Source organism: Desulfolutivibrio sulfodismutans DSM 3696 (assembly GCF_013376455.1).
Taxonomy (GTDB): domain Bacteria; phylum Desulfobacterota; class Desulfovibrionia; order Desulfovibrionales; family Desulfovibrionaceae; genus Desulfolutivibrio; species Desulfolutivibrio sulfodismutans.
On record NZ_CP045504.1, the window covers coordinates 90,895 to 117,210 of the forward strand.

Annotated in this window: 18 protein-coding genes; 10 read left to right on the forward strand and 8 right to left on the reverse strand. The window is 66.5% G+C overall.

What is annotated here, in order from left to right; translation table 11 throughout:
- Positions 1–145: 145 nt before the first annotated feature.
- The 3 genes from galU to GD606_RS00405 all read left to right on the forward strand — a co-directional run bounded on the left by galU (position 146) and on the right by GD606_RS00405 (position 4,663).
- On the forward strand, positions 146–1,018 hold the full coding sequence (galU, locus tag GD606_RS00395; protein WP_163303525.1) for a UTP--glucose-1-phosphate uridylyltransferase GalU: 873 nt from the start codon (positions 146–148) through the stop codon (positions 1,016–1,018).
- Positions 1,019–1,110: 92 nt separating this feature from the next.
- On the forward strand, positions 1,111–3,540 hold the full coding sequence (gene priA, locus GD606_RS00400; protein WP_163303524.1) for a replication restart helicase PriA: 2,430 nt from the start codon (positions 1,111–1,113) through the stop codon (positions 3,538–3,540).
- 40 nt (positions 3,541–3,580) lie between these two features.
- Entirely contained in the window at positions 3,581–4,663 is a 1,083-nt protein-coding gene (locus tag GD606_RS00405) for a VOC family protein (protein ID WP_163303523.1), read from the forward strand.
- A gap of 147 nt (positions 4,664–4,810) precedes the next feature.
- On the opposite strand, the gene GD606_RS00410 is transcribed toward GD606_RS00405, so the two are convergent.
- The 6 genes from GD606_RS00410 to GD606_RS00435 all read right to left on the reverse strand — a co-directional run bounded on the left by GD606_RS00410 (position 4,811) and on the right by GD606_RS00435 (position 15,023).
- Complete coding sequence (locus GD606_RS00410) at positions 4,811–5,467, reverse strand: D-glycero-alpha-D-manno-heptose-1,7-bisphosphate 7-phosphatase (RefSeq protein ID WP_246298911.1); 657 nt, start codon at positions 5,465–5,467, stop codon at positions 4,811–4,813.
- 43 nt (positions 5,468–5,510) lie between these two features.
- Positions 5,511–9,935, reverse strand: coding sequence for a hypothetical protein (locus tag GD606_RS00415; protein ID WP_176629171.1), 4,425 nt, complete (start codon positions 9,933–9,935; stop codon positions 5,511–5,513).
- A 96-nt stretch (positions 9,936–10,031) separates the two neighbouring features.
- Positions 10,032–11,642, reverse strand: a complete 1,611-nt coding sequence (locus GD606_RS00420; RefSeq protein ID WP_163303909.1) for an ABC transporter ATP-binding protein — start codon at positions 11,640–11,642, stop codon at positions 10,032–10,034.
- Positions 11,639–12,448, reverse strand: coding sequence for an ABC transporter permease (locus GD606_RS00425; protein WP_163303908.1), 810 nt, complete (start codon positions 12,446–12,448; stop codon positions 11,639–11,641). Before GD606_RS00425 ends, GD606_RS00420 begins: the two co-directional genes overlap by 4 nt.
- Positions 12,445–13,473, reverse strand: coding sequence for an ABC transporter permease (locus tag GD606_RS00430; RefSeq protein ID WP_163303907.1), 1,029 nt, complete (start codon positions 13,471–13,473; stop codon positions 12,445–12,447). Before GD606_RS00430 ends, GD606_RS00425 begins: the two co-directional genes overlap by 4 nt.
- Complete coding sequence (locus GD606_RS00435) at positions 13,470–15,023, reverse strand: ABC transporter substrate-binding protein (RefSeq protein WP_163303906.1); 1,554 nt, start codon at positions 15,021–15,023, stop codon at positions 13,470–13,472. Before GD606_RS00435 ends, GD606_RS00430 begins: the two co-directional genes overlap by 4 nt.
- A 114-nt stretch (positions 15,024–15,137) precedes the next feature.
- Between GD606_RS00435 and GD606_RS00440 the strand changes: the two genes are divergently transcribed.
- The 5 genes from GD606_RS00440 to GD606_RS00460 all read left to right on the forward strand — a co-directional run bounded on the left by GD606_RS00440 (position 15,138) and on the right by GD606_RS00460 (position 20,295).
- Positions 15,138–16,052, forward strand: coding sequence for an AraC family transcriptional regulator (locus GD606_RS00440; protein ID WP_176629172.1), 915 nt, complete (start codon positions 15,138–15,140; stop codon positions 16,050–16,052).
- Positions 16,053–16,221: 169 nt separating this feature from the next.
- Positions 16,222–17,253 (forward strand): heat-inducible transcriptional repressor HrcA, encoded by a 1,032-nt coding sequence (gene hrcA, locus GD606_RS00445; protein ID WP_163303915.1) that lies wholly within the window; start codon positions 16,222–16,224, stop codon positions 17,251–17,253.
- Positions 17,254–17,366: 113 nt separating this feature from the next.
- On the forward strand, positions 17,367–17,897 hold the full coding sequence (locus GD606_RS00450) for a nucleotide exchange factor GrpE (RefSeq protein WP_163303914.1): 531 nt from the start codon (positions 17,367–17,369) through the stop codon (positions 17,895–17,897).
- Between the two features lie 110 nt (positions 17,898–18,007).
- A complete protein-coding gene (gene dnaK, locus GD606_RS00455) occupies positions 18,008–19,924 on the forward strand; it encodes a molecular chaperone DnaK (protein ID WP_163303913.1) in 1,917 nt (638 codons plus the stop codon).
- 98 nt (positions 19,925–20,022) lie between these two features.
- On the forward strand, positions 20,023–20,295 hold the full coding sequence (locus tag GD606_RS00460; protein WP_163303912.1) for a CCDC90 family protein: 273 nt from the start codon (positions 20,023–20,025) through the stop codon (positions 20,293–20,295).
- 116 nt (positions 20,296–20,411) lie between these two features.
- Here GD606_RS00460 and GD606_RS00465 read toward each other — a convergent pair whose 3' ends face one another.
- A complete protein-coding gene (locus tag GD606_RS00465) occupies positions 20,412–21,770 on the reverse strand; it encodes a hypothetical protein (protein WP_163303911.1) in 1,359 nt (452 codons plus the stop codon).
- 161 nt (positions 21,771–21,931) lie between these two features.
- On the opposite strand from GD606_RS00465, the gene GD606_RS00470 reads away from it, so the two are divergent.
- Positions 21,932–22,963, forward strand: coding sequence for an IS5 family transposase (locus GD606_RS00470; protein ID WP_176629173.1), 1,032 nt, complete (start codon positions 21,932–21,934; stop codon positions 22,961–22,963).
- Between the two features lie 63 nt (positions 22,964–23,026).
- Here GD606_RS00470 and GD606_RS00475 read toward each other — a convergent pair whose 3' ends face one another.
- Complete coding sequence (locus GD606_RS00475) at positions 23,027–23,839, reverse strand: IPT/TIG domain-containing protein (protein ID WP_163303751.1); 813 nt, start codon at positions 23,837–23,839, stop codon at positions 23,027–23,029.
- A gap of 243 nt (positions 23,840–24,082) precedes the next feature.
- On the opposite strand from GD606_RS00475, the gene GD606_RS00480 reads away from it, so the two are divergent.
- Complete coding sequence (locus GD606_RS00480) at positions 24,083–26,290, forward strand: type 1 periplasmic-binding domain-containing protein (RefSeq protein WP_163303750.1); 2,208 nt, start codon at positions 24,083–24,085, stop codon at positions 26,288–26,290.
- The last annotated feature ends 26 nt before the right edge of the window (positions 26,291–26,316 follow it).

The following is a 26,316-nucleotide window of genomic DNA, read 5'->3' on the forward strand; positions in this document are numbered from 1 at the left end:
ACATGCAGTCCGGCGCGATCCCCCCTGACGGCGGGACGGGTGGGCGACACGGCGTCAGTTCAGCCGTCGTCGCGAACACAGCGGACGGTCGATGAGGGCGGGGACGGCATGGTCGCGTGATCCATCCTTTGTTAAGGAGACGAGCATGGAAATCAAGAAAGTGGTCATCCCGGTCGCCGGTTGGGGAACGCGATCCCTCCCGGCCACCAAGAACATTCCAAAGGAAATGCTCCCGGTCTATAATAAGCCCGTGGTCCAATACGTCGTGGAAGAGGCCCAGGTTTCCGGACTCACCGATGTGGTGTTCGTCACCAACCGCAGCAAGACCATCATCGAGGACCATTTCGATTACAATCTGGCCCTGGAAGACCTTTTGCAGCGTACGGGAAAGCTGGAGATGCTGGCCCAGGTCCGGGCCGTGGCCGAGATGGTCAACATCATCTCCGTGCGCCAGAAAAAGCAGCTCGGCCTGGGGCACGCCGTTTTGTGCGCCCGCGAGGTGGTGAAAAACGATCCCTTCGCGGTCATGGTCGGCGACGACCTCATGTTCGGCATGGAACCGGGCATCAAACAACTTTTGAGCGTGGCCATGGCCGAACACATGCCGGTCATCGGGGTTATGGAAGTGCCCCGGGAGCGGGTGTCGAGCTACGGCATCATCGACGGCGAGGAGTTCGCCCCGGGCCTTTTCCGGGTACGCAGTCTGGTGGAGAAGCCCAAGGTCAACGAGGCCCCCTCGCGCATGGCCATCGTGGGCCGGTACGTGCTTTTCCCGGACATTTTCTATCATCTGGAAAACCTCTCCCCTGGGCACGGCGGCGAGATCCAACTGACCGACGCCCTCAAGGGGCTGGCCGGAAACAACCGCCTGCTGGCCGTCAAGATCCAGGGGCAGCGCTTCGACGCCGGCGATTGGGCCGAGTATCTCACGGCCAACATCTACTTCGCCCTGCATGACGAGGATTTGCGCGAGGCCCTGGTGCCCCGGCTGCGCCAGCTCCTGCCGTTTTCCAGCTAGGTCCGCGTGTGCGGCGCGGCGACATTCGCCGCCCGAAACGATCCCAACCGCCCGGGCGCCTCGCGTTCCCGGGCGTTTTTATTGGCCAAAGCATGGTCGGATTCGTCAGCGTCGCGCTATTTTGCGCCCCCTTCGCCACCCTGACCTATGCCGTGCCCGGGCATCTGGCCGGGCATGCGTTGCCGCCGGGGCTTCGGGTGCTCGTGCCCCTGGGGCGCTCCATCCGGGTGGGCATGATCCTGGCGGACGAGCCCGCGCCGCCGCAGGGGGTGGAGATCAAACCCCTGGTCTGGCCCCTGGAGCGCGCGCCCCTACTGGACGCCGCCTACCTGGACATGATCGACAATCTGGCCGCCCGGCAGATGTGCCATCCCGGCCGGGTGCTGGGACAGATTTTGCCTACGGGCCTGCGGCAATCCAAAGTGGTCTTTACCGCGCCCGAAAAGGCCCGGCTGCGGCGCCAAACCCCCCGGGCGCTCCTGGAGGCCACCCCGCAGGAGGCTACGGAGCTGGCCGCCCAGTGGGCCGCCGGGGTCATGCAGGTGTCTGGTGCTGGCCGGGGGCCGGAACGCGCCCTGCGGCTTCTGGTTGACCCGCCCTGGCCGGTGCGGCCCGGGGCCACGGCCCGCATCGCCCTGTTGGATTATCTGTACGAACGTGGCCAGACCCCGCTGTCGGTCGTGACCGGGTATTTCGGCCGGGACATGGGGCCGGTGATCCGGGCCCTGGGCCAGCTTGGGCTGGTGGAGATGGGGGCCTGCGACGGGACGTCGCCTGATGGGGAGGACTCCTGTCTGGCGCCTGCGGCCGCGCCGTGCCCGCCGGAGGCCCCGGAGGAGGTCTCGGACGCGCCGCTGACGGACGAGCAGTGCGCCGCCATGGCCCATCTTTCCCCGCTGCTTTGCGCGCCCGGGGGGGCGGTGCGGCTGGTGCACGGGGTCACGGGCAGCGGCAAGACCCGTCTTTATCTGGAACTGGCCCGGCAGTGCCTGGATATGGGGCGGTCGGTGGTTCTCCTGGCCCCGGAGGTGGCCCTGGCCGGGCATCTGTACCGGGCCGTGCGCGAGGCCCTGCCCGACGCCACGGTCATTTTGTCCCACGGCTCCCTCTCCCCGGCCGCGCGCGAGGCCGCCTTCCGGCGGGCGGCGGCCGCCCGGGAGCCCGTGGTGGTGGTGGGCGCCCGTTCGGCCCTTTTTTTGCCGGTGGCCGCCCCGGGGCTGATCGTTTTGGACGAGGAGCACGACGCCTCCTTCAAACAGGAGGAACGGCTCGGCTATCAGGCCAAGGAAGTGGCCTTTTTCCGGGCCAGGCGCGAGGGCGGGCTGTTGGTCCTGGGGTCGGCCACGCCCGACGTCAAGACCTATCATGCCGCCGCACGCGGCGCGGTGCCGTGCGTGGTCCTGTCCCGCCGGGCGGGGACCAGCCAGCCGCCGGAGATCGAGATCGTGGACATGGGGCAGACGGTCAAGGCCCCCTCCCGCCAGGCCGGGCCGGGCGGCGGGAAGCCGCCAGAACGCACGGCGGTCCTGGCCCAGGCCAGCGCCGCCGCCCTGGCCGAGACCGTGGCCCGAGGGGAGCAGGCCATCATCCTGCTCAACCGCCGGGGCTACGCCCCGGTGCTCTACTGCCTGGACTGCGAGACCGTCCTTTCCTGCCCGGACTGCGACCTGGCCTATACCTTCCACAAGACCCGGCAGCGGCTGGTGTGCCACTACTGCGGCCGTACCCAGGATTTTCCCGCGCCGTGCGCCAAATGCGGCGGGACGCATTTTCTGCCCCTGGGGGCCGGGTCCGAATCCCTGGCCGAGGAGCTGTCCGGTGTCCTGCCCCCGGGGACAGCGGTGGCCCGGCTGGACCGGGACAGCGCGGCCCGGCCCGGACGCACCGAGGAGATCCTGGCCGAGTTCGCCTCGGGGGCCTCCCGGGTGCTGGTGGGCACCCAGATGCTCTCCAAGGGGCACCATTTTCCCCGGGTGACCCTGGTGATCGCGGCCGACGCGGACATGGGCCGCAACCTTCCCGATTACCGGGCGGCCGAGCGCACCTTCCAGCTTCTGGTGCAGGTGGCGGGCCGGGCCGGGCGCGGCGACATCCCGGGAAAGGTGCTGATTCAGACCCGAAATCCCGGCGATCCCTTCTGGGAGCTGGTGCGCGGGGCGGACTACCAGGGTTTTTTTTCCCAGGAGCTGGCGCGCCGGGAAAAATGGGGCTATCCGCCGTTTTCCAAGCTGGCCCTGGTGCGCATCAGCTTTCCCAAGGACGACCCGGCGGGCTTTACGGCCCTGTCGGACGTGGGGCGCGTCCTGCGCGAGGCCGCCACCGCTGCGGGCGGCGGGGTGCGCGTGCTGGGTCCGGCCCCGGCCTCCCTGCCGCTGATCGGGGGACGCAAACGCTACCACTGCATGATTAAATCCCCGGACTGGCCCGCCATCCGCGTCCTTTTCGCCAAGGTCCGGGCCGTGGTTCCCCGGGGGAGCGAGGTGCGCATCAGCCTGGACCTGGACCCGGTGGATATGCTTTAACGTACAGGAGAGCATGGGACCGCTGACCAGGGAGGGATGGATGGATACCTTTCACAACGATGACGCGGCGCTTTTGGAGAACGTGGAGCGGGTGCTCGGGGAGCGTTCCCGGGCCGGACTGGACGGACTGGTGGGGGGCCTTGAGGCCATCGTGGTCAACACCGAGCCCGAGAACTTCGCCGGGGCCGTGGCCGAGCTTTTGCGATACACCGGCTACGACACGACCCAGGGCTTTTCCGCGCCGGGACTGGACACGGCGGTCATGTCGCTTTCCGGCAGCGCCGACATCCTCATCACCCGGCGAAAAGGCGGGGATAATCCGTTTCTGCCCTTCAACGCCGGGATCAAGGTGGGGGATCGGCTGGGCACGCGGCTTGAAACCTTCATTTTTTCCTGCCATGACCTGGAACGCTATGCCGCCATCCAGAAGGGATGCGGGGTGCGTTTTCTGACCCCGGACATCGTGCGCGCCCCGGGCTATGATTTTTTGCAAACCGCGCCTTCGGCCTTTACCGGCAATTCCATCGGGCTCATCCAACGCAAGGACCGCTCCCGGGGATATGCCCCGCCGGGAAGCACGCCCCTTTCTCTGGATCTGGTGAAGCCCGCATCGGCGCATCTGGCCAACATCGGCCGCCTGGACCATGTGGCCACCCGGGTCAAGGCCCAGGACCGCGACCCGGCCATCCTGGAATTTTTGTCCCTGACCAACTACCATTTCGACTTCGCGGTCTATGTAGAGTCCTTAAACTCCATCACCAGCGTGGCCAGGCTTGGGGCGGGCGATTACGCCCAGGTCTTCACCTCGGGCATCACCCCCTTCACCACGCCGGAATCGTCCGGTCCCACGGAGATGTTCATCCACAACTGGGGGCTTCGGGCCCACCACATGGCGCTAGAAACCGAGGACATCGACGCCGTGGTGGAGGCCCTGCGGGCCGACGGCATGCGTTACATCTCGGATCTGGTGGGATCGCGGGAGGAGGGGCTCAAGCAGGTGTTCACGGTCATGTCGCCCACCACCTTCCTGGTCACGGAATACATCAAGCGTTTTGACGGCTTCGACGGGTTTTTCACAAAAAGCAACGTCACCCACCTGACCAAGGCCACGGAAAAGCAGTAGGGCGCGGCTTCGCCGCGAAGCAGGCGTCCCCAGCCTGAAACGCAAACGGGGCCATGCTTCGCACGGCCCCGTTTTTATTCGGGGATTCCAAAGGGGGCATGGCCCCCTTTGGCCGCCGGAGGCTTTCTTCACCCCTGTCTCACGCTTTTACCCGGGCCGTCGGAGGCTTTCTCCGCCCCACGCCTCCCATCCGCTCCCCACGTCATTTCCCCACGATCCGCTCCACGGCGGCGGCCAGATCCCGGGCCAGGACGTCCGGCCAGGGATGTTTGGGCGATCCCCCCCCGGCGGCAGGTCCATGGCCTCCCCGGCCAGGGTCGGCAGGCCAAGGCGCTGCGCCTCCTGCACGCCGTGCCCGGTGAGCACCAGGACGGTGACCGCCGCGCCCAGGTTTTTGCCGAAGGCCACATCCGAGGCCTTGTCACCGATGACCGCCGTGTGGGCCGCATCCAGGCCGTGACTGGCGCGCAGGGCCTCCCATTGTCCAAGCCCCGGCTTGCGGCAGGAGCAGGCCGCGTCCGGGGCGTGGGGGCAGAAGGCGTCGCCTGTCAGGCCCACGCCGTGATCGTTCAATAGCTCAAGCAGGCGGGCCTGCACGGCCAGATGGTCGGCCTGGGAGAAATAACCTCGGCCGATGCCGGACTGGTTGGAGACCACAAAAAGGCGCATCCCGGCATCGGCCAGCCGGGCCAGGGCCTGCCCCGCGCCGGGAAGAAGGCGCACCCGGGCCGGGTCGCACAGGTAGTGCTCGTCCACGATGACCGTGCCGTCGCGGTCGAGAAGGACGGTGTCGATTTCGGACATGGGGCGTCTGGCCAGGACGCGGCGCGGGCCGCGTCCCTTTGGGTTACGGGTTGTGGCCGCCGGGCGCGTCCGGTCCCGGGCCGTCCCCGGCGGGCGGCGGGGGCGAAACGGGCCGGGCCGGGCGTGAAAAGCGGGGCAGCCGGAGAGCCGCCCGACGCCAGGCCCCGCCCTCGGTGAAGCGGGACACGCCCCACTTGAGCCAGGACAAAAGGGCCAAGGCCATCCACAGGGACCAGGCCAGCATGGCCAGCCGATAAAACACGAGCGGGGCGCTGACGACCATGGTGTCCGGGATCATGCCCGCCACCCGGTCGAAGGTGAAGCGCACCAGTCGGGCCGAGGAGCCGTTCCCGGCCACCTGCATGAGCGGATCGCCCAAAAGCCCGCGTTCGATGGCCGTGTACAGGCAAAAAAGCCCGGCCGCAGTCAGGGCGGCAAGGCCGGTCTGCATGGCGTTGAAGGCCAGCCAGCCGTCATTGGGGGCGTAGGAGTGGCGCAGGCCCAGGGCGAACAGCCAGGCCGCCGCCAGCATGGCCTCCGGGGCCGGTATCTGGGACAGGCCCAGGGCCAGGAGGAACCACTGCCTCCGGGACAGGGGCGTGGCCGTAAAGCCGCCCAGGATGAGCGCCGCCGCCAGGATGAAGGCCAGATAGCTCCAAAATCCCACCACCGGCGAAAGCGGCGTGTCCCCGAAGATGAACAGCGTCCAGCGGTCCCGGGGCAGTTCGATCTCAACCAGCACGTTGGCCGCCGCATGCCCCAGGTCCACGGCCGGGCCATGGGCCGCAAGGGACATGCCCGCGTCCTGCCGCCAGGTCAGCAGCACGTCGTGGGCCCCGGGCTTTATGGGAAACTCCACCCGGCCGGGGGTCGGCCCGGCGCTTGCGCCTGTCGTGGGATCGCTGCCGTAGGCCGTCTCCCGGCCGTCGACGACGAGCTTGATCTGCCCGGCGTTGGCCGGAAGCGTCAGGACATGGCGCTGGCCCTTGGCCGCGCGCAGGGCGAGCGACAGGGACGACTCGGCCAGCCGTTCACCCCGGTTGACGCGTAAAAGGGCCGAATCGATGGTCAGGGTCTCTCCCGGGGCCGGTCCCGGACGGGCCACGCGCACGGTCAGGGTCTCGCCGGGCCAGGGCCGGTAAACGGGCCGGAACTGCCCGGCGGAGTCGAAGGTCTGCGACGGCGGCACGCCCGACGGGTCCACCTCCCAGATGGGCGAGGGGGCCAGGGTCCAGGTCTCGGTGAAGGGCGCGCCCGTTTGGGCGACGAGGGCCAGTTCCGGGGCCACGGCCAGTTTGGACTTCCAGGACAGGTGTTGCTGGTCCGGTTGCAGGGTGGCCAGGGCCTTGCCGCCTGCGGCCTTGACCGTCTCGTCCAACACGGATTCGCCGGGCAGCAGGGGGATCTCCGCCACCACCGCCTCACCCTTCGGGCTTAAGCGGGTCACGTCGGTGACGACGCTCCAGGTCAGGCCCATGGTGATGGTCCGGGAGACGTGCAGAAAAGGGGCGAAACGGGTGGTGGCGGCCGCAGGCTGGGCGCCGGGGCTTTGGCCATCGCCCGGTTGCGCCGGGGCGTCCTTTTTTTCCCGGTCCAGGCGCACGGCCGAATCCGGCGTCCCGTCGGCCGCCAGCCCCCGGACCTGGAAGCCCGGCGCGGCCACGCTGAGGCGGCGGGGCAGCAGGGGCCAGTCCACGGCAAAGGAGTCGGCGGTCGGCAGCGGCCCGGACAGGACCACCCGGTGGACGCCAGGGGGCAGGAGCAGATGGGTTTCGTCGCCACGGCGCACAAGCTCCCGGGCCGGGGCGTCGTCCAGGCTGACGGCGTCCGGCCGCCAGCCGTCGGACACCCGGGGCAGGGGGGCCGTGGTCCGCGCGGCGGCGTCCAGGCGGACGGCGATGCCCAACCGGCCGCCTTCAATGGTGATGTCCGCCCGGGGGCTGCCCAGGCAGGCGGGGAAGCAGGCCGCAGGCTTGGTCAGCCGGGCCTTGTAGGCCTCTAAAAGCTCCTTGGGCGGGAATTCCTGGGCCGAGGCCGGGGCGGCGGCCCCAAACAGGATCGCCAGGGCCAGCACCACGGCCGAGGCCGTCCCGGCGGCCACGGCCGGGGGATCCTGGGCCGTGGCCGGGCTGTCCGGCGAAAACATCCTGTCCCGGCGGACCAGAAGGAACAGGGCGGCCAGGAGCAGGGCGCACCGCACAAAGGCCAGGATCAGGTTGGCAAAGGGCGGGATGAGCCACAGCCGCACGGTCTGGGCACGCGACACGGGGCCGTCGAAGGACAGGCGCAAGGCGCCAAACGACCAGTCCGGCAGCCCGGGGCCGGTCTGGATCAGGGCCTCGGGGTCGTAGTCCAGGGAGACTTTGCCCCCCGGGGGGGCAGCCCCGGCGGACATGGCTGCGGGGGCTGCCTTTGCGGCCCGGGAGGCCTTGCCCGCCGGGCCCGGGGGCGGGGCGGGGGATTTGTCCGCATCCAGATATTCCATGTCGCCCTGGGCCTGGCTGCGGGCCGACTCGGGGGCCATGGCCGGGGCCATGGCGACCTGGGGGGCGATGAAGTGCCCGTGGTCGTCCAACTGGGGGTGCATCCCCCGACGCAACTGGTCGGGAATGAACTGCACCGCCGCCACGAGCATGACCAGCCAGGCGAAAAACCGCAGGATGCGCGTCAGGCGGCCGAACCAGGGGGCCCGCTCGGCCACGCTTCTGGCCGCCGCCAGCCGGGACAGGGCCAGGGCGGCCAGAAGGAAGATCCAGGCCGCTCCCGGGGCCTCGGGTTCATGCAGGGCCAGGGCCGCAAACACGAAGACGCAGCCCCCGGCGGCCGGGCCGCCGAGTCTGGCGGCGGCCAGTCCGGCCAAAAGGATCAGGAACAGGTCGAGCAGGGTGAACTGTCCCACGAAGGTGGGCGAGGCCACGTCCGCGCCCCCGGCGGCCAGGACCGTCCAGCCCGGCGGCAGGCGCACCTCGGCGGAGAGGCTGGTGACGTCCAGGTCGAACCCCACGGCCGCAAACGAGCCGGAAAAGTCCTCCAGGCGCGATTCGGCCACGGCGTCCACTCGCGACCCGGGCAAAATCACCCCGGGCACGGGGGCCGCGTCGTCGGCCGCCCCCTCGGGCCGCACAAGCACCACGGGGGCGTCGCGTCCGGAAAGCGTCACCCGGCCGAGGGCGCCCGGCGGGGGCATGGTCAGGACGCCGACGTGGCGCATCTCCCCCGAAAGCTGGTCGCGCACCGTGGCCCCCCGGCCCGAGAAATCCAGCCACAGGGTGCGCGTCAGGGACACGGTGTCGGGACCGGCGGGCGGTTCGCCCCGGTGTGTTTCGGTCAGGGCCAGGATCGTCCCCGGGGTGACGGCGAAGGCCGCAAATCCCTTCCAGGCCCCGGGCAGATCCGTGTTCCTGGGGTCCACGGCCGGGGCCCCGGCCACATCCACCTCGCGCAGATCCGGGGCCGGGGCGAAGGCCCAGGTCTCGGGGCCGAAGGGGCAGGGGGCGGGACCGATGGCCGTCACCTGCCCGGACATCCTGGAGGTCACCTCCACATCGAAGCGTCCGGGTCCGGCCTGCACGAAAAGGGTTCCGTCCGGCCCGAAGGCCAGAGGCAGGGGGCTTTTGGCCGACAGGGGCTCGGAGTCCGGCGGCAGGAGCCTGTCCAGGGTCAGCCGACGGGCCATGCCCGTGACCTCCAGGCGGGCCAGGGTGGTCACGGTGAGGGGCGAGCCGTCGCGCACCAGCCGCATGACCGTGACGGAAAGGGCGTCGCCGTCTTTTTTCTCGGCCTTGGCCACGGCGGTGCGCAACTGGCCGTCGGCGCTTCGTTCAAAGGGCACGGCCGCGCCGTTTTTGACCATCTCCACCAGGCCTGTGCGGGCATCGACGAAGATCACCCCGGGCATGCCGGAGAAGGTCAGGCGGCCGGAAATCTCGTGTTCTCCCGCGGCCAGCGTGACCCGGGGTTCGCCGCCCTCCGTGGGCGCGGTCCCCGGCTGGCCCTTGGGCGTGGGCTGCGGCCCGGACGCGGCCCAGGCCACGGGCAGGGGCCTGCCGCCAGCGCGCACGTCTTCGGGCCAGGCCCGGGCGGTGCGCGGCAGGGCCACGGCGGTCTCGGCGAAGACCGTCACGGTCATGGAGAAGGTTGCGCCGGTATCGGTCAGGGTCAGGGTAAGCCGGGTGGGAAAGGCGCATTGCCGCGTGCCCGGGTCGTTGCCCACGGTGGGGCAGGCCGAGTCGGGATCGCCGCGTAGCACCCAGTCCTTCCAGACGGCCAGGGGCCCGGGTACGCCCGTGTCCGGTAGGTCCGCCCCGGAGGCCTGGGGGGCGGGGTGGGGGCCTGCCGCAGGGGCGGTGTGGCCGTGCCGCGCTGTGGCCAGGGGCAGGCACAGGGACAGCAGGAACAGCAGGAACAGCAGGACTGGGGCCGCGGCCGCATGGCCGATCAGGGTGCGACCGGAGTTTCGTTTCAGCATGTCGGGCTCCCCGGGATGTGGGCGGCCACGAGCCGGGCGCGGCTTGTGGCGATGCCTATGCCCTGCCTATCCCATGCCGGGGCGCGGTGTCCAATCTTAAGCCCCGGATGCGGGGCGCAGCCGTCCGTGGTCCATGACCAGGATGCGATCCGCCACCCGGCGGGCCAGGGCCATGTCGTGGGTGATGAACAGCATGGCCAGTCCCCTTTTTTCCTGAAGCTCCATGAGCAGCCGGACGATCTTGGCCTGCACGCTGACGTCCAGGGCCGAGGTGGCCTCGTCGGCCACCAGCACGGCCGGATCCTGGACCAGCGCCCGGGCGACGGCCACCCGTTGCAGTTCGCCGCCGCTGAGCGAATGGGCGCGCCGCCGCAGGAAGGCCTTGTCCGTGGGCAGATGCACAGCGGCCAGACATGCCGCCGTCTGGGCCTCGCGCCGGGCGGCGTCGCCCATGCCGCCGCAGACCAGGGGTTCGGCCACGGCCTCGGCGATGGAAAAGTGGGCGGCGATGGCCGTGTGGGGATGTTGCGGGGCCAGGGCCAGCCCGCCGTGGTTCACCCTGCCCGGGGCGTCGTCGAAGGCTATGCCGCCGCCGTCCGGGGTCTCCAATCCGGCCAGGATGCGGGCCAAGGTGGACTTGCCCGAGCCGGACTCGCCGCACACCACCACCGTCTCGCCGCAACCCAGGGTCAGATCCAGCCCGTCGAGGATGCGGCGGCCGCCAAGGCTTTTCGTCAGGCCCCGCACGGTCATGGCGGCCACGATGCCGCCCCGGTGGCAGGCCAGGACATGGTCGTGGCCGTGGTCCCGGCCATGGTCGCAGACGTGGCCGCAGGCCCGGCGGTTCAGACGCGGCTCCATCTCCCGGCACACGGCCACGGCCTGGGGACAGCGGTTGGCGAACAGGCATCCCCGGGCCGGACGCGCAAAGACCCCGGGCACGCCCTGAAGATCCTTGCCGCCATGGCGTTCCGGCAGGGCGCGCACCAGACCCCGGGTGTAGGGGTGGCGGGGGGCGGCGAGGACCTCGCGGGTCGGGCCATGCTCCACCAGGCGGCCGCCGTAGAGTACGGCCGTCTCCACGGCCACATCGCGCACGGCGGCGAAATCGTGGGTGATGAAAAGGACGCACCTGTCCCGGGCGGCTTCTTTGATGGTGGCCAGGGCCGTCGCCCGGGAGGCCGGATCCAGGGCCGCCGTGGGCTCGTCCAGGATGAGCAGGGCCGGGTCGTTGGCCAGGGCCATGGCCAAGAGGATGCGCTGCGTCTCGCCCCCGGAAAGCCCCGCCGGATAGCGCGCCGCCGTATCCTCCTCGATTCCCTGGGCGGCCAGAAGGGCCAGGGCGCGCGTTGCGGCCTTTGAGGCTGCGGCCGTGCCCTGGCAGGTCATGGCCTCGACCACCTGGTCGAGCACCCGCATGTGGGGATTTAAGGCCTCGCCCACGGCCTGCACCACCAGGGCCGCTTGGCCGCCGCGATAGCGCCGGAGCCGTCCGGCGTCGAAGGCCATGACATCTTCGCCGTCGATGCGCAGGCGGCCATGCACCTGCCCCGGTGAAAGGCGCATGAGCGCCAGGGCCAGGCTGGTTTTGCCCGCGCCGGATTCGCCCACCAGGGCCACCGGACGGCCGGGAACAAGGGTCAGGGACACCCCGGCGAGCACCGGCGTTTCGCCGTGGCGCACGCCCAGGTCGTCAATGGCGATCATGCGGCTTCTCCGGTGGGGATGTGGCGACGTTCCAGGCGCGTTCCAAGGAACGTCAGTCCCAGGATGGACAGGCTCAGGGCGGCGGCAGGGCCGGTGATGAGCCAGACGGCCGTGGGTTCGTAAAATAACGGGAGGCTTTCGGCCAGCATGCTGCCCCAGGTGGGTGAGGACGGGTTGGTCAGCCCCAGGAAGGCCAGCCCCGAGGCATGCATGACGGCGCGTCGCGTGCCCTGGATGGCCAGCGCGGCCAGGACCGGCCCGGCCGGGGGCAGCAGATGGCGGCGAAGCAGATGGAGGGGCCCGGCGCCGTAGACCCTGGCGGTGCGGAAACTGTCGCGCTGCATCTGCCCCCGGGCCAGCGCGGCGAGGAGGCGGACCTCGGCTGGCCAGGTGATGGCCGCCAGGATTGCGGCCAGAAACAATGGCCCAGGCCGGAGACAGGTGGCCAAAAGCATGGCCAGGACGATGTTCGGCAGGGCGGTGAGGATGTCCACCACCCGCAGCATGGCCCGGCCGGCCATCGGCGGCAGCATGGCCGTGGCGAATCCGTACAGGGTGCTGGCGAGGAGTCCGGACGTCCCGGCGGCCAGCCCGATGGCCAGGGTGCCTGGAGCGGCCAGAAGGGTGCGCAGGAGGTTGTCCTGCCCGAGCTGGTTGGTTCCCAGGGGGTGGACGGCGGATATCGGCGCGAAGACCTCCCCGGTCATGGGCGCATCGGGCAGGGGGCAGGCCAGTCCGAAGATCGCCAGAGCCCCGGCCACGGCGACGCCCGCACAGGTCAAAAGCCTCCGGGTCCGTCCGGTCATCCCCTGGCCTCCCGTTCGGTCAGACGCCCGATGACGAGGTCGGCGGCCATGTTCACGGTCAGCACGCCCGCCCCGAGGACCAGAACCAGCCCTTGGACCAGGGGGTAGTCGCGGCCGAAAATCCCCTCGTACAGGAGCCTGCCCAGGCCCGGATAGGAAAAAACCGTCTCCACGAAGATGGACCCGGCGAAAAGCTCCGTGAACATGGCGGCCGTCCTGGCCGTCACCTGGGCCATGACGTTTGGGGCCACATGGCGGCTGCGCAGGCCGAAGGCGCTCACGCCCTTGGCCCGGGCCACGGTCAGAAAGGGTCTGCCGCGCACGGCCACCACCAGGGCCCGGATGACGAAGGTCAGCTTGGTGATCTCGTGCAGGGCCAAGACCCCGGCCGGGACGGCGGCATGCCATGCCACGTCGGCCGCAAGGGCCCAGTCCTTGGCCTGGGTGAAGGGCGTGGCGGCCCCGGAGACGGGGAAAAGGGCCAGCCCGAGGCACAGGGCGAAAAGGGCCAGGATGGCCTTGACGAAAAGCGGCAGACTGTCGAGCGCCGTGACGGCGGCCAGGATGATCCCGTCCGCCGCCCGGCCCCGGCGCATTCCGGCCTCGATTCCGAGGAACAGGCCTGCGGCCAGGGCCATGGCCGTGGCGCTCGTCACCAAAAGCAGCGTCCAGGGCAGGGCCTGCCCGATGACCTGGGCCACCGGCCGGGCATGGCGGGCCGACTGGCCCAGGTCGCCCCGGCAGAGCATTCCGGCATAGTGCAGGAACTGCTCGGGCAGGGAGGCGTCCAGGCCGTGGCGCGCGGCCAGGATGGCCCGGTTTTCCGGGGTGAGCCCCTGGACCGAGGCCTCGCCGTAGAGGATGGCCAGCGGATCGCCGGGCAGGGCGCGCAGGGCGAAGAAGGTGATCGCCGCCAGCACGGCGAGGCTGGCCAGGTATTCCGCCATGCGCCCGGCGGCGGCCCGCAGCCAGGCCCAGGCCTGCGCCCGAGGGCCCGCCTTCGTTGCCGGGAGTTCCCGGCTCACGGCAAGAAAGCCTTTTTGTTGAGGATAAGCGGCGTCCCTTGGCCGATGCCGCCCGGGGTGACGAAGAACCGGATGCGATCCCGGCTGCCGGCGGCGGCCTGGGCCGAGAGCATGCAAAACGACGGCAGTTCGCTGGCAAAACGCTCGCCTGCGGCCTCGACCATGGCCTGGCGTCTGGCCGGATCGGTCTCGGAGACCTGGGCCGTCAAAAGGGCTGTCAATTCCGGGTCTGCGGCATAGTCGTCGCTCTCGGGGCGTTTGCCGAGCACGGCGTGGCGCAGGGTGTCGGGGTCGCCAAGCTGGCTGAAGGAGACCACGGCCAGATCGTAGTCGCCTGCGGTGAGCCGGTCGTTGAGCCCGCCGCGATCATGCAGGGCCACGGTGACGGGCACGCCGCCCGCCGTGAGCTGGGCCGCCGTCATGCGGGCCAGGGCGTCGTACTGCTTGAGCGCCACCAGCGTCAGCGCCGCCTCTCCCGTTTCCGTGCGCCAGGGCGCGTCGCCCTGCCGGGTCCAGCCTGCGCTGGACAGAAGGCGTGCGGCGGCGGCGGGATCGTGGGGGTAGAGGTCGGCGGCCCCGGGCGCCAGGGGGGCGAGCCCCCGGGCGTCCCACAGGTCGGCCCGCCCCAGATAGACCGTCTCCACCATGCGCGGCCGGTCGACGAGATGGGCCAGGCCCTGGCGTACGGCCGCCTGGGCCAGGATCGGCTTTTTATGGTTGAATTTGAGCCGGACGGGATGGCTGGTCTGGAAGGTGATGCAGGTGATCCCGGCGGCGGTCAGCTCGTCGATGCTTGCGGCCGGAACCGAGGTGGCCAGATCCACCTGGCCGGTTTTCAGGGCGGCCAGGGCCGCCGGGGGGCTCATCCTCATAAAGACGATCTCTCCCGCCAGGGGAGCGCCCAGGTGGTATTCGGGATTGGCGGCGAAAAGATACTGGCCCTGGGCCTGGTCGTAGGCGGCCAGGCGGTAGGGGCCAGAGCCGGTCAGGGCCTTTGGGGCGGTGAACCGGCCGGGATCGTCCACCGCCTCGAAAATGTGGCGCGGCAGGATGGGCAGGCTCCCGGCCACGTTGGTCAAAAACGGCACGAAGGGCCGCGACAGGGTGCATGTGACGCTGTGCGGCCCGGTTTTTTCCACGGCGGCCACCATGGAGACGTCGACGTTGAAATAGGGGTGCTTTTTCACGTAATCAAAGGTGAAAACCACGTCTTCCGGGGTGACGGGGGCGCCGTCATGCCATTTCGCCGCCGGATCGAGTTCGAACGCATAGCTTTCGCCCTCTGCCCGCCAGGATGCGGCCAGGGAGGGAATGAGCCCGCCTTGCCCGTTTTTCCAGATCAGGGTATCGAAGACCAACGTGGTCAGGACATAACCTGGACCGCGCTTGTCGTGCAGGTACGGCGAGGGCGCCCCCCAATCCCCCTGGGTGTCGGCGATGACCACGCGTTCGATGGGAGCGGCCTGGGACGCAGCGCGGCAGGGCGCCCCGGGAAGGGCCGCCAGGACGCCCAGCGCCAGAAAAAACATGGTGAGGATGCTCGTTCGCATTCGGGTGGCCTCCGTGTCTTTTGGGGGTGCTATGGCGGAAAGGGCCGGGGCGGCCATCTTTCTCAGTCTGAATGAGAATGATATCCACTTGCAGTTTCGAGGTATCACGCGAACATGACAACATGCAGCGAAAATCGGTCAGCGTCGGTTCATCCGTCGCCAGAGCGCCTGGCCCGGATCGAGAACACCGGGAATGCGGTTCTGCTCTTCCCGAGCACCCTGCCCCGGGGACTGCGCGGGAAGCCCCACCGGCATGGCCTGGGACAGCTCATCTTTCCCAAAAGCGGCCGTTACCAGGTCTTTGCCGCAGGGGGCGTCTGGACGGGGTCGCCCCGCCAGGCCATGTGGATCCCCCCCGGGGTGGAGCACGGGGTGCAGGCCATGGACGACCTGTTCGTGCATAACGTCTATGTGAGTACGCGCCATGTGGGCGGGCTCCCGACGGACTGCCGGGTGCTGGAGGTCACCCCGCTTTTGCAGGAGCTCCTGGCCCACGGCCTGTCCCTGCCCGCTTCGGCGGACCATGCCGAAGAACTCCAGCGCATCCTTTTGGTCATCACGGACCAGATCCGGCATGGCGGCCCTGCTGGCGTGGGCCATCTGCCCATGGCCGAGGGCGGACGCCTGCATCCCCTGCTCGTCCAACTGGCCGAGGATCCCGGCGACGCCGGAGGCCTTGAGCACTGGGCGGGGCGCATAAACGTCAGCCCCAGAACCCTGGCCAGGCTGTTCGTCCAGGAGACGGGGCTCACCTTTCGGGAATGGCGGCAACGGCTGCGGGTCATGGAGGCCATGTCCCGGCTCCGTTCCGGACAATCGGTCCTGCAGGTGGCCATGGATCTGGGCTACGACAGCCAAAGCGCCTTTGCCGTCATGTTTCGCCGGATCATGGGGAGTTCGCCGTCACAGTGGCGGGCCGGGGCGGCGCCGCAGGGCCTGCGTCCCCCGGGCAGGGGGGGCGAGGCGATGGGCGATGGCGTTCTTCCGTCTACGGGGGCGCCCCAGGGGGCGGGGCGGCGTATGGGTTAGCCTGGGCGCAAGCGGTGCGATTAGCTGCCGGGCGTTTTGCCTAAATCATTAAAAAATGAACTATTTCAATGGGAAATGATCGCATTTTTCCTGCCCGGCCTTGACAGGCGGCCATGCCGTTGTTACCCGTCTGGCACTCTCGCCACAAGAGTGCCAGACAGGGGACGTCATGCCGCTTCTCGAACGCGAACGACAGGTTTTGACCACCATCGTCGAATCCTACATCGCCGACGCCGCACCCGTGGGGTCGCGTACCGTCGCCAAAAAAAGCGGCCTGAATCTGTCCCCGGCCTCCATCCGCAACATCATGGCCGACCTGACCGAGCAGGGCTACCTGGAGCAGCCCCACGCCTCGGCCGGGCGCATCCCTTCGGCCCGGGCCTTTCGGCTCTACATCAACGAGGTCATGCGCCTGCGGCCCCTGGCCGAGTCCCAGAAAAACCGGATCACCACGCTTCTCGGGGCCGCCGGGCCGGAACTCGGGGACATCCTGCGCCAGGTGTCGCGCATCCTGTCCGGGCACTCCCTCCAGGTCAGCCTGGTCATCGCCCCCCGCCACGCCGACGCGCGCTGGAAGCGCATCGAATTCACCTTGATCAAGCCCGGCCTGGTCATGACCATCCTGATCCTTCAGGGCGGCATGGTCCTGGACCGGCTGCTTGAGACCAGCCCGGACATCACCGCCGACGATCTGGCCGCCTCGGCCAACTACTTGAACCACCTCTTCGGCGAGATGACCGTGTCCGAGGTGCGGGCCAAGCTTTTGGCCGAGTTGCGCAAGGCCGAGAGCCAGTTCGGCGAACTGTACCGCCGGGCCTTGACCCTGGCCGCCGAGGCCTTTGCCCCGGAATCGACGCGGGAGCTTTTCGTGGACGGCACGGCCAATATCGTCAACCAGCCGGAATTTTCCGATGTCGGGCGCATGGGCGAACTCCTGCGGGTCTTGGAAAATCGCACCAAGCTTTTGGAGCTTTTGGACAAAAGCATGGACGAATTCAAAACCGTGTTTATCTTGGGCGAGGAGTCGGAGCTTGAGTCCTTTCCGGATTTCGGGTCCATCTCCACCCCCTATGGCCCAAGCGACCATCCCCTGGGGGCGCTGGGGGTCATCGGCCCGGTGCGCATGGATTATGCGCGGCTGGCCCCGGTCCTCAATTATACGGCCCGGGTTTTGACCAGGATGCTTGACCGGCGGTTTTGACCGCCTGGGTTTTCGGGGGATTCCCCCGGAAACGGACTTTTCGGCCCGGGACTTCGCCAGACGGAGTGTCGGGCCACACGTTCGTCGAAATCACGTGAAGGAGCATGCCCGGCATGGAGCACAACGAGGAAAAAAATCGCATGGATGCCCCCCCGGCGGATAGCGCGGGAGACTCCGCCGCCCTGGACCCCGTTCAGGAACTGGCCCGCTGCCGCGAGGAACTGGCGGCCGAGAGCGACCGGCGGCTGTACATCCTGGCCGAGTCCGAGAATCTCAAAAAGCGGCTGGTCAAGGAGAAGGAGGAGTACTTCAAGTACGCCACCGAGAGCATCGTCTCCGAGCTTTTGCCGGTATTGGACAATCTCGATCTGGCCCTTCTGCATGGCCGGGGCAATGCGGGCTGCAAGGATCTGGTCATGGGCGTGGAGATGACCCGCAAGGCGTTCGTGGACATCCTTTCCCGGCATGGGGTGGAGGAGTTCGGCACGACCGGCGAGGAGTTCAATCCCGAGCATCACGAGGCCGTTGGGATGGAAGAGTCATCGGATGTGGCGGAAAACCACGTCAGCCGGGTGCTGCAGAAGGGATACCGTCTGCGCGGCAGGCTTTTGCGTCCGGCCAAGGTCATGGTTCGGCAGGGATAAATCGCGGGAAGGCCCCTTTACTGCGGGCCGCGCGGACTTATACTACACAATTGTCTGACGTGGCGGAAATGAGGCCGCGTCTGGCGGAAAGAAGAAAGAGGGAGGACAGTATGGGAAAAATCATCGGGATCGACCTCGGGACGACCAATTCGTGTGTGTACGTCATGGAGGGCAAGGATCCGAAATGCATATCCAACCCTGAAGGCGGCCGCACCACCCCGTCGGTGGTGGCCTTCACCAAGGAACGCCTGGTGGGCGAGATCGCCAAACGGCAATCCATCACCAACCCCGAGCGGACCGTTTTCGCCATCAAACGCCTCATGGGCCGCCGCTTTGACGCCCCCGAGGTGCAGAAATGGCTGGCGCACTGCCCGTACCGCATCGTGGAAGGGCAAAACGGCGACGCCAGCGTGGAGATCGAGGGCAAGAAGTATTCGCCCGCCGAGATCTCGGCCATGATCCTGCAGAAGCTCAAAAAAGACGCCGAAACCTACCTGGGCGAGACCGTCACCGAGGCGGTCATCACCGTCCCGGCCTATTTCAACGACTCCCAGCGTCAGGCCACCAAGGACGCCGGGCGTATCGCCGGGCTTGAGGTCAAGCGCATCATCAACGAGCCCACGGCCGCGTCGTTGGCCTACGGCTTCGACCGCAAGGCCAACGAGAAGATCGCGGTCTTCGACCTGGGCGGCGGCACCTTCGACATCTCCATCCTGGAGGTGGGCGACAACGTCGTCGAGGTCCGGGCCACCAATGGCGACACGTTCCTTGGCGGCGAGGATTTCGACCACCGGGTCATCACCTTCCTGGTGGACGAGTTCCGCAAGGAAAACGGCATCGACCTGTCGGCCGACCGCATGGCCCTGCAGCGCCTGAAAGAGGCCGCCGAAAAGGCCAAGAAAGAGTTGTCCACGTCCATGGAGACCGAGGTCAACCTGCCGTTCATCACGGCCGACGCCTCGGGCCCCAAGCACATGATGATCAAGCTCAGCCGCGGCAAGCTGGAGTCGCTGGTCCATGACCTGGTGCAGCGCACCGTGGAGCCGTGCCGCAAGGCCCTGGCCGATGCGGGGCTTAAGACCACGGAGATCGACGAGGTGGTGCTCGTCGGCGGCATGACCCGCATGCCCCTGGTGCAAAAATCCGTGCAGGAGTTTTTCGGCAAGGAGCCCAACCGCTCGGTGAACCCCGACGAGGTGGTGGCCATGGGCGCGGCCATCCAGGGCGGCATCCTGGCCGGCGACGTCAAAGACGTGCTGTTGCTCGACGTCACGCCCCTGTCGCTTGGCATTGAGACGCTCGGCGGGGTGTTCACCAAGCTCATCGAGCGCAACACCACCATCCCCACCCGCAAAAGCCAGGTCTTCACCACGGCGGCGGACAACCAGCCCTCGGTGTCCATCCACGTGCTCCAGGGCGAACGGCCCATGGCCACGGACAACATGACCCTGGGGCGTTTCGAACTGACCGGCATCCCGCCCGCGTCGCGCGGCGTGCCCCAGGTCGAGGTGGCGTTCGACATCGACGCCAACGGCATCGTCAACGTCTCGGCCAAGGATCTGGGCACGGGCAAGGAGCAGTCCATCCGCATCACCGCGTCCTCGGGCCTGTCCGAGTCGGAGATCCAGCGGCTGGTCAAGGACGCCGAGGCCCACGCCGAGGATGACAAGAAGAAGCAGAAGCTCATCGAGGTCAGAAACCAGGCCGATACGCTCGTCTACACCACGGAAAAGTCCGTGGCCGACCTTGGGGAAAAGATCGATCCGGTGCTGCGCGGCGAGATCGAGGCCAAGGTGAACCACGTCAAGGAAGTGCTCAAGGGCGACGACGCCGACGCCATCAAGAAGGCCTCGGACGAGCTGGCCCAGGCCGCGCACAAGCTGGCCGAGCAGCTCTACCAGCAGAAGGCCGACGCGGGCGGCGCGGCGGGCGGCCCCGGCGGCCCCGGCGCGGCCGGTCCCGGCGGCGGCCAGCCCGGCGGCGACGACGACGTGGTGGACGCCGACTATACCGAAGTGAAGAAGTAACAGCCGCTTCGAAGCGGCCAGTCATATCGCCCCCGGCCATGGGACTGTTCCATGGCCGGGGGCTTGACTTTGGCCTCCCGCATACGCATGGTGGCTCCATGGTCACAACCACTTTCGACACATTGGCGTTCGCCAAACGTCTCATGGAGGCGGGTTTCACCGAGCGGCAGGCCGAGGCCCAGGTCACGGTGCTGCGCGAAATCGTGGAGTCGGAACTGGCCACCAAGCGGGATCTGCGGGAGCTGGAACTGCGCCTGACGGCGGAGATGGTCAAGGCCAACGCCGAAACCAAGGCCGACATCCTGAAGTGGGTGGCGGGGATGCTGGTGGCCCAGGCGGCGTTGATCGCCGCGTTGGTGAAGCTTTTGTAGCGGGACGCCCGGGGTCTCACGCGCCAGTCGAAACATATCGCCCCCGGCCATGGGTTTGTCCCATGGCCGGGGGCGTTTTTTTGTCCGGCCGCGTCGGGGGCCGGATCAGGGCAGCGTCACGACTCGTAGCCGTCCGTGGCCGTGCCGTTCACCGTGGTCTCGAAGGCGAACGAGCCGTCCGTGGCGGCGATGCGGATGGTGTCGCCTGTCGTGAGCCCCCCCGGGCGTGTGGCCATGTATCGGTTCCCGGCCATATGGGCGATGGCCAGCGGGGGATAGGTCTGCTGGGGAGCGGCGGGCGGCGGCGCAATAGGAGGTGCAGCGCCACTCGGCTGTTGGGGTGGCGGCTGCGCAATGGGAGGTGCAGCGCCTCCCGGCTGTTTGGGGGGCGGCGGCGTGGTGACCAACTGGACGGTCAGCGGTTCGCCGTTCAACACGATCCCGATGAAATCCACCTCCAGGGCGGTATGTCCGGTCGGGTCCGTGCGCAAGGTTTTGTGGATTTTGGGGGCGATGACCTCCAGCGCGTTTTCGATGACGTAGCTGCCTCCGGTCGGCGGAATGATCACCAGTTGTTTCAAGCCGAGATCAAGGGTTGCGTTTTGGAGGGAAAGTTGCACGGCATTTTGATTCATGAATGTCGCAGCGATGGGGTTCTGCAATCCTTGCACAAGGATTGTCGTCTTGTCGGCAAAGTTTTTGCCGTAAATGGTGATGGGGACAGTGAAGGGGGCTTTGATCCGCCTGGGCAGGATGTGATTGACGGCGGAGGAACCCGTCAGCTTGCCGCCGATGTAGCCGCCCTGGCTGACAAGTAACAGGGCGTTGAGGGTGCCTGGGATTTTTGGGAGGCCAGTACGGAAGAAGTCTGGATTGAAGGTTGCTGCAAAATAGAGGATGAATCCGACAATCGTAAAGGAAAAAAGCTGTAATCTGGGGAGGCTGATCTCATTATTTTCCGAAAATAAGTCGCACAGCCTGGGTTGCGTGGATGCAATGTCATTTTTAGGAAAGGATTTTCCAACGCCTCTCGCGGTGAGCAGGCCAGTATAGCTGATGCCTAAAAGTTCCAAAACGCTTTCGTTGAGGTCTGGAATAAGGAAATCTCCGGTCAAGAAGAATCTCCCAAGCGCCAAATACAGATAGCTCCAAAGGACGAAAGCTGTCCATCCTAATGCCTGCAACTTTGACAGGCTGTACGTGTTGGTCTGGCTGTCAAAAAACAACAAAAGACATGTTTGCCTGATCGTACATGATGTTTCAAGGTTATTGCGAAGAATCGAAAAAACTATAAAAATAATGGCGGCTGTTATGACAAGGCAGGAAGCGAACAGCCAATACTTGGCATCGTTTCGGACCAGCCCTGCGCGGACCCAGTTCGAGAGTTGTGTCGTTTTGTTGTTGATGCCCGTCATCACGGCAATGGGAACATCGGTATTCCATGCCGTGCTGTCTTTGTATAAGATAGGTAACATGTTTTCTGTGGGTATGAGAAATCTTGCCGTCTGGAGTTTGTTGTTGTCGGGTGGGGTGATGAATTCGGATACGAGACCGTTGCACGGAAAAATGGCACAATTCTATTGTAATTTTAGGCAATTATGCTATATTTTCTCCATCAAAAATGATGGAGGCGATCATGAGCGAGCGCAATTCCAAAAAGCCCGGTATTGCCGACTACGTCGTGTCCCATCGCAGGCACAAGGAATGCTTTCTGGATGAGATTGATCGCCTCATTGATTGGAAGCCGTTTGAGAAGCTTCTTCGAAAAAAGCTCAGCCGAGTCGTCAATGCCGTTGGTAATCCTGCATATGCACCGTTGCCGATGTTTAAAATCCTTCTGCTCCAGAGGTGGTACAACCTGAGCGACGCGGCGGTGGAGGAATGCTTGTACGATCGGTTGTCCTTTGTCCGATTCGTGGGCCTTTCCCTTGATCATGACGAGGTGCCCGATTCCTCGACCATTTGCCGGTTTCGGCAGAGCCTGCTTGAAAAAAACGTCTTGAAGCGGCTTCTGGACAAACTCAACCATCAACTCCAGCGGCGCGGCTTACTGGTACGTGAAGGAGCCATCGTGGACGCGAGCGTCATCACCTCCTCGCGCCGCCCCCTCAAAGTAATCGATATTCTTCCCGAAGATCGCGAGGAAGATGACGACGAGGCGTCGGACGTAACCATCAGCTACTCCGATGACGCCGATGCGGCCTGGTTGCGCAAAGGGAACCGGGCTTATTACGGCTACAAAGTCCATGCGGCCACGGACAGCCGGGACGGCTTTCTCCTCGGCGGCCATGTCACGCCCGCCAACCGTTCGGATACGCAGGAATTCGTGGATATTCTTGATGAGATTGGCCCCATGCCAGGGGGCCGCATCTATGCGGACAAGGGATACAGCAGCCAGTTGAACAGGCATGTGCTCCAAGCTCGGAGACTTGCCGACGGCATCATGCATAAGGCCGCTCGCAACCGTGCGCTGAACCCCGCCGAAAAAGCGGCAAATCGTCAAGTTAGCAGCGTCCGGTCGAAGGTGGAACGGGCTTTCGGAACGCTCAAAAGAGGTTATGGCTTCTTCCGGACGCGTTACCTGGGGGTAGCCAAGGTTGAACTTGAATTTTTACTCAACGCTATGGCTTTCAACTTGAAAAAAGCGGTGCTCAAAGCGGGATGTTGAGGAACACTTACGCTAAGGAGTGACGAACGCCGCCTCAAGGTGAAACAAGATCAGCGCTGTCGGCTAAACGACGGCGGAAACAGACGACCGAGACCTTTCGAGAGAATTCCGTAACGACATCAGAGGATTGTGCAGCGGTCTCGATACGATTGGTGTGTTGTTCCGGATGTAAAGCGTGAGGTCAGTGTTGTCTGTTCCGAGATGGGTTCCGGTGATGGTGAGTTTTCCTCCCTCGAGAACCCGCGCCGGGGAGACACTGATGATGCAGGGACGGGGCCAGAAGCATGGAGGGAGATTTTTTTCCAACGTGACGTGTTTATCGAAGATGAGGCTGTCCTGCACTTTGAGCCCTACCCGGAAATCCGTTTTGTCGTTCCAGGGCAGAGCGACCTCGTAGACCGCAAATCCGTTCAAAGGAAAAGGCAGTTTGAATACGTTTTCAGTTCTCTCTCCGTTAAGTAAAAAGCCTGTTATCTCGGAGGGATTTTTCCTTTTGTCAAAGACGTAGACCGAACTGCGGCAGGCTGGAAGAATTTCGATATCCTGCGGGGGGTGTTCCGCCTTGGGCGGCTGTTTCTCCGTATTGGTGGCCGCGTCGCGGCTGGGTGGCGGCGTCGCAGCCTCTTTCGGGTCATGTTCGCCCGGGGGGTGCGGTTTGTCGGCGCTGGAGGTCGTCTCGCGTCTGGGTGAGGGGGCATCAATCGATGTCGGTTTTTGTTCCGCCTGGGTTTTTTGGTCGGCGCTGGAGGACGCATCGCTTGTGGATGCCGACGCCGCAATGCTCTTTGGCGTTTCTTCCGCAAGGCCCGGCAGGGCATACAGGATGAGGACGCCAAGAAGGCAGAGTAGGCTTCGACATGCCGTTTTCATGATCATATCCGCCTGTATATAGTTATGCGTATTATTATGCAAAAAATGTTACGCCTGTCAAATATATTGTTTGCATGAAAGAATTCTGTCTGGTCATAAACCCGCAGATCGATCCGGCTCGGCCTCTCCTTGCCTTCCCCGCCCCATGCGTATAAGGAAAATACCTGTCACGCCTTGAGTGAGCGGTCATATTTCCGTTTACCGAAAACGGCGGCGCCTGTGCGGCCAGCCGAAACCACCGAAATGGTCATGAAATTTCCCACACATGCGTTTTTTCGCGTCGTCGCGCTTCTGTCGCTTCTTGCCGCCCTCGCCGGGTGCGCCGGCATGCAGGGTCCGGAAGAACCCGGGAAACCGTCGGCGGCCGCCAGGGATCAGCGCTGGGCCGAGGCCGACGCCGCCTGGCAGGCCGGGCGGCATGAGCAGAGCCGCAATCTCTATTCCCAGCTCATGACCCAGCGGTCCCTGCCCCAGGACGTAAAGCTTCTGGCCATCAAGCGCAGCGCCTTAAGCGCCCTGTTCATGGGCGACAACAAGGCCGCCCTGTCGGGCATTGAGGCCTGGGGCGCGGCCGATCCGGCAGCCGTCAACGGCTGGGAATGGAACTACCGCTACGCCCAGGCGCTCACGGGCCTTGGCCAGGAAGATCGTGCCCGGGAGCATCTGTCCCGGCTCATCCAGGAGAACCGGGCGCCCTGGCTCGTCCAGGCCGAGGCCGCCATCGACCTGTTTATGCGCTACGCCAAAACCGGCGACGCCGCGCGCGGCGTGCAGGTCTTAAGCGAGGTGCGGCGTCGCGGCACGGACCCCGCCGCCCTGGGCAAGATGGAGGAATACCTGGCCAAAAACCTGGGCAGTCTCCCCGATCCGGCCCTGAGCAAGTGCGACGCCCTGGTTTCCGAGGCCATTCTCAACACCTTTCCCTACAACCTTATCGCCCTGGAACGCGCCCGGCGCGACGCCCTGACCAAGCCCGACAAGCGGCCCTGGCTGCGTGAGCTGGTGGACCGCCTGTCGCGCATGAGCGAACTGGCCGACAAAACCCTGCCCCAGCGGATCATGAACCGGGGCCTGGACAGTCTGGCCGCCTCGTCCCTGGCCCCGGCCAGCCAGGTCGACGCCCCGGCCCCGTCCGGGCACAGCGTGGCCGTGCTTTTGCCCCTGGGCGGGCAGTTCCGGGAATTCGGCGGCAAGGTGGTCAAGGGCATCCACGCCGGGCAGGCGGAACTGACCCAGGCCGGGACGCCCGTCGAGGTCACGGTCATCGACGTCACCCAGCCCGACTGGCTGACCCGGCTGCAAAACCTGCCCCCGGAGATCACCCTGGTGGGCGGCCCCATGCACCGGATTTCGCTTCAGGAATTGCAGAATTCCGGCGGCATCCCGGGCGGGCGGTTCTTTTTGGTGTTCATGCCCACCCTGGGCGAGACCCTGCACGAGGGGGTGGATGCCTGGCGCTTTTTCAGCAGCCCCAAAGACGAGATCGACGCCCTGCTGAACCTGTCCCTGGGCTCCTTCGGCATCCGCCATTACGGGCTTTTGCGTCCCGAGGACCGCTACGGCCAGGCCATGGGTGAACTCTTCGCCCTGGAGACGGCCAGGCTGGGCGGACAGGTCACGGCCACCAGCATCTACAATCCCGCCGACGCCACGGGCTGGGATGTGGCCGTGCAGCAGATGTTGCAGCAGGCCGAGGCCGGCGGCGGGTTCGGGGCGGTGTTCATCCCCGACGACTGGAACCGCTCGGACGGCATCCTGCCGTATTTCTTCCACAACAACGTCCAGGATCTGCTGATCATGGGGCCGCAGTTGTGGACCGAGGCCCTGAGCCGGGCCGCCGCCGCCAAAAGCAGCATCAATATCCAGAATTACCGCCTGGCCGTGTGCCCCGGCGCATGGTGGCAGGAGAGCGATGCCCCGGCCACCCGGGAGCTTACGCGGGTCATGCACGCCGAAGGCCAGCAACCGGCGGATTTCTGGGTGGCCCTGGGCTATGATTTCATCCGCATGGCCGCCCTGGTCGGCCCCCTGTCGCCCGGGACGTCTCCGGGAGACGTGAGCGCCAGATTGGCCCAGTCCGCCGCCTCCCTGCAGTGGAGCATGGCCCCCCTAAGCTACGACGCCACCGGGCAGGTGCATCAGTCCATGTTCCTTTTCCGGCCGTCCGTGGCCGGGCCCGTGCCCCTGGACCCCGAGGGCTTTCGCGAACGCTTAAACACCATTCGCAGCCGTGGGGCCGTCCCCGGCGCCGCACCCGAGTCCGAAAGCGCCTATGCCGCGTCCCGCGAGGAACAAATTGGCCTTGCCCCCCTGCCGGACGGCCAGGGGGCGGAAGGAGCAGGGGCAGGCGTCCCGGCCCCGGCGGCCGCCTCACCCACGGGCGCGCCGTCTTCCCTTGTTCCACCGGCCCCGGCCGCTCCCCAGGCGCCCGTCCCGGCCCATCAGCCTGCGATCTAATCAACCGACACGGAGTCACGCCACCC

Excerpts from the sequence above, each read along its gene's own strand:
- galU (WP_163303525.1), top strand. The coding sequence starts at position 146 with ATGGAAATCAAGAAAGTGGTCATCCCGGTCGCCGGTTGGGGAACGCGA.
- priA (WP_163303524.1), top strand. The coding sequence starts at position 1,111 with ATGGTCGGATTCGTCAGCGTCGCGCTATTTTGCGCCCCCTTCGCCACC.
- GD606_RS00405 (WP_163303523.1), top strand. The coding sequence starts at position 3,581 with ATGGATACCTTTCACAACGATGACGCGGCGCTTTTGGAGAACGTGGAG.
- GD606_RS00410 (WP_246298911.1), bottom strand. The coding sequence starts at position 5,467 with ATGTCCGAAATCGACACCGTCCTTCTCGACCGCGACGGCACGGTCATC.
- GD606_RS00415 (WP_176629171.1), bottom strand. The coding sequence starts at position 9,935 with ATGCTGAAACGAAACTCCGGTCGCACCCTGATCGGCCATGCGGCCGCG.
- GD606_RS00420 (WP_163303909.1), bottom strand. The coding sequence starts at position 11,642 with ATGATCGCCATTGACGACCTGGGCGTGCGCCACGGCGAAACGCCGGTG.
- GD606_RS00425 (WP_163303908.1), bottom strand. The coding sequence starts at position 12,448 with ATGACCGGACGGACCCGGAGGCTTTTGACCTGTGCGGGCGTCGCCGTG.
- GD606_RS00435 (WP_163303906.1), bottom strand. The coding sequence starts at position 15,023 with ATGCGAACGAGCATCCTCACCATGTTTTTTCTGGCGCTGGGCGTCCTG.
- GD606_RS00440 (WP_176629172.1), top strand. The coding sequence starts at position 15,138 with ATGACAACATGCAGCGAAAATCGGTCAGCGTCGGTTCATCCGTCGCCA.
- hrcA (WP_163303915.1), top strand. The coding sequence starts at position 16,222 with ATGCCGCTTCTCGAACGCGAACGACAGGTTTTGACCACCATCGTCGAA.
- GD606_RS00450 (WP_163303914.1), top strand. The coding sequence starts at position 17,367 with ATGGAGCACAACGAGGAAAAAAATCGCATGGATGCCCCCCCGGCGGAT.
- dnaK (WP_163303913.1), top strand. The coding sequence starts at position 18,008 with ATGGGAAAAATCATCGGGATCGACCTCGGGACGACCAATTCGTGTGTG.
- GD606_RS00460 (WP_163303912.1), top strand. The coding sequence starts at position 20,023 with ATGGTCACAACCACTTTCGACACATTGGCGTTCGCCAAACGTCTCATG.
- GD606_RS00465 (WP_163303911.1), bottom strand. The coding sequence starts at position 21,770 with ATGTTACCTATCTTATACAAAGACAGCACGGCATGGAATACCGATGTT.
- GD606_RS00470 (WP_176629173.1), top strand. The coding sequence starts at position 21,932 with ATGAGCGAGCGCAATTCCAAAAAGCCCGGTATTGCCGACTACGTCGTG.
- GD606_RS00475 (WP_163303751.1), bottom strand. The coding sequence starts at position 23,839 with ATGATCATGAAAACGGCATGTCGAAGCCTACTCTGCCTTCTTGGCGTC.
- GD606_RS00480 (WP_163303750.1), top strand. The coding sequence starts at position 24,083 with ATGAAATTTCCCACACATGCGTTTTTTCGCGTCGTCGCGCTTCTGTCG.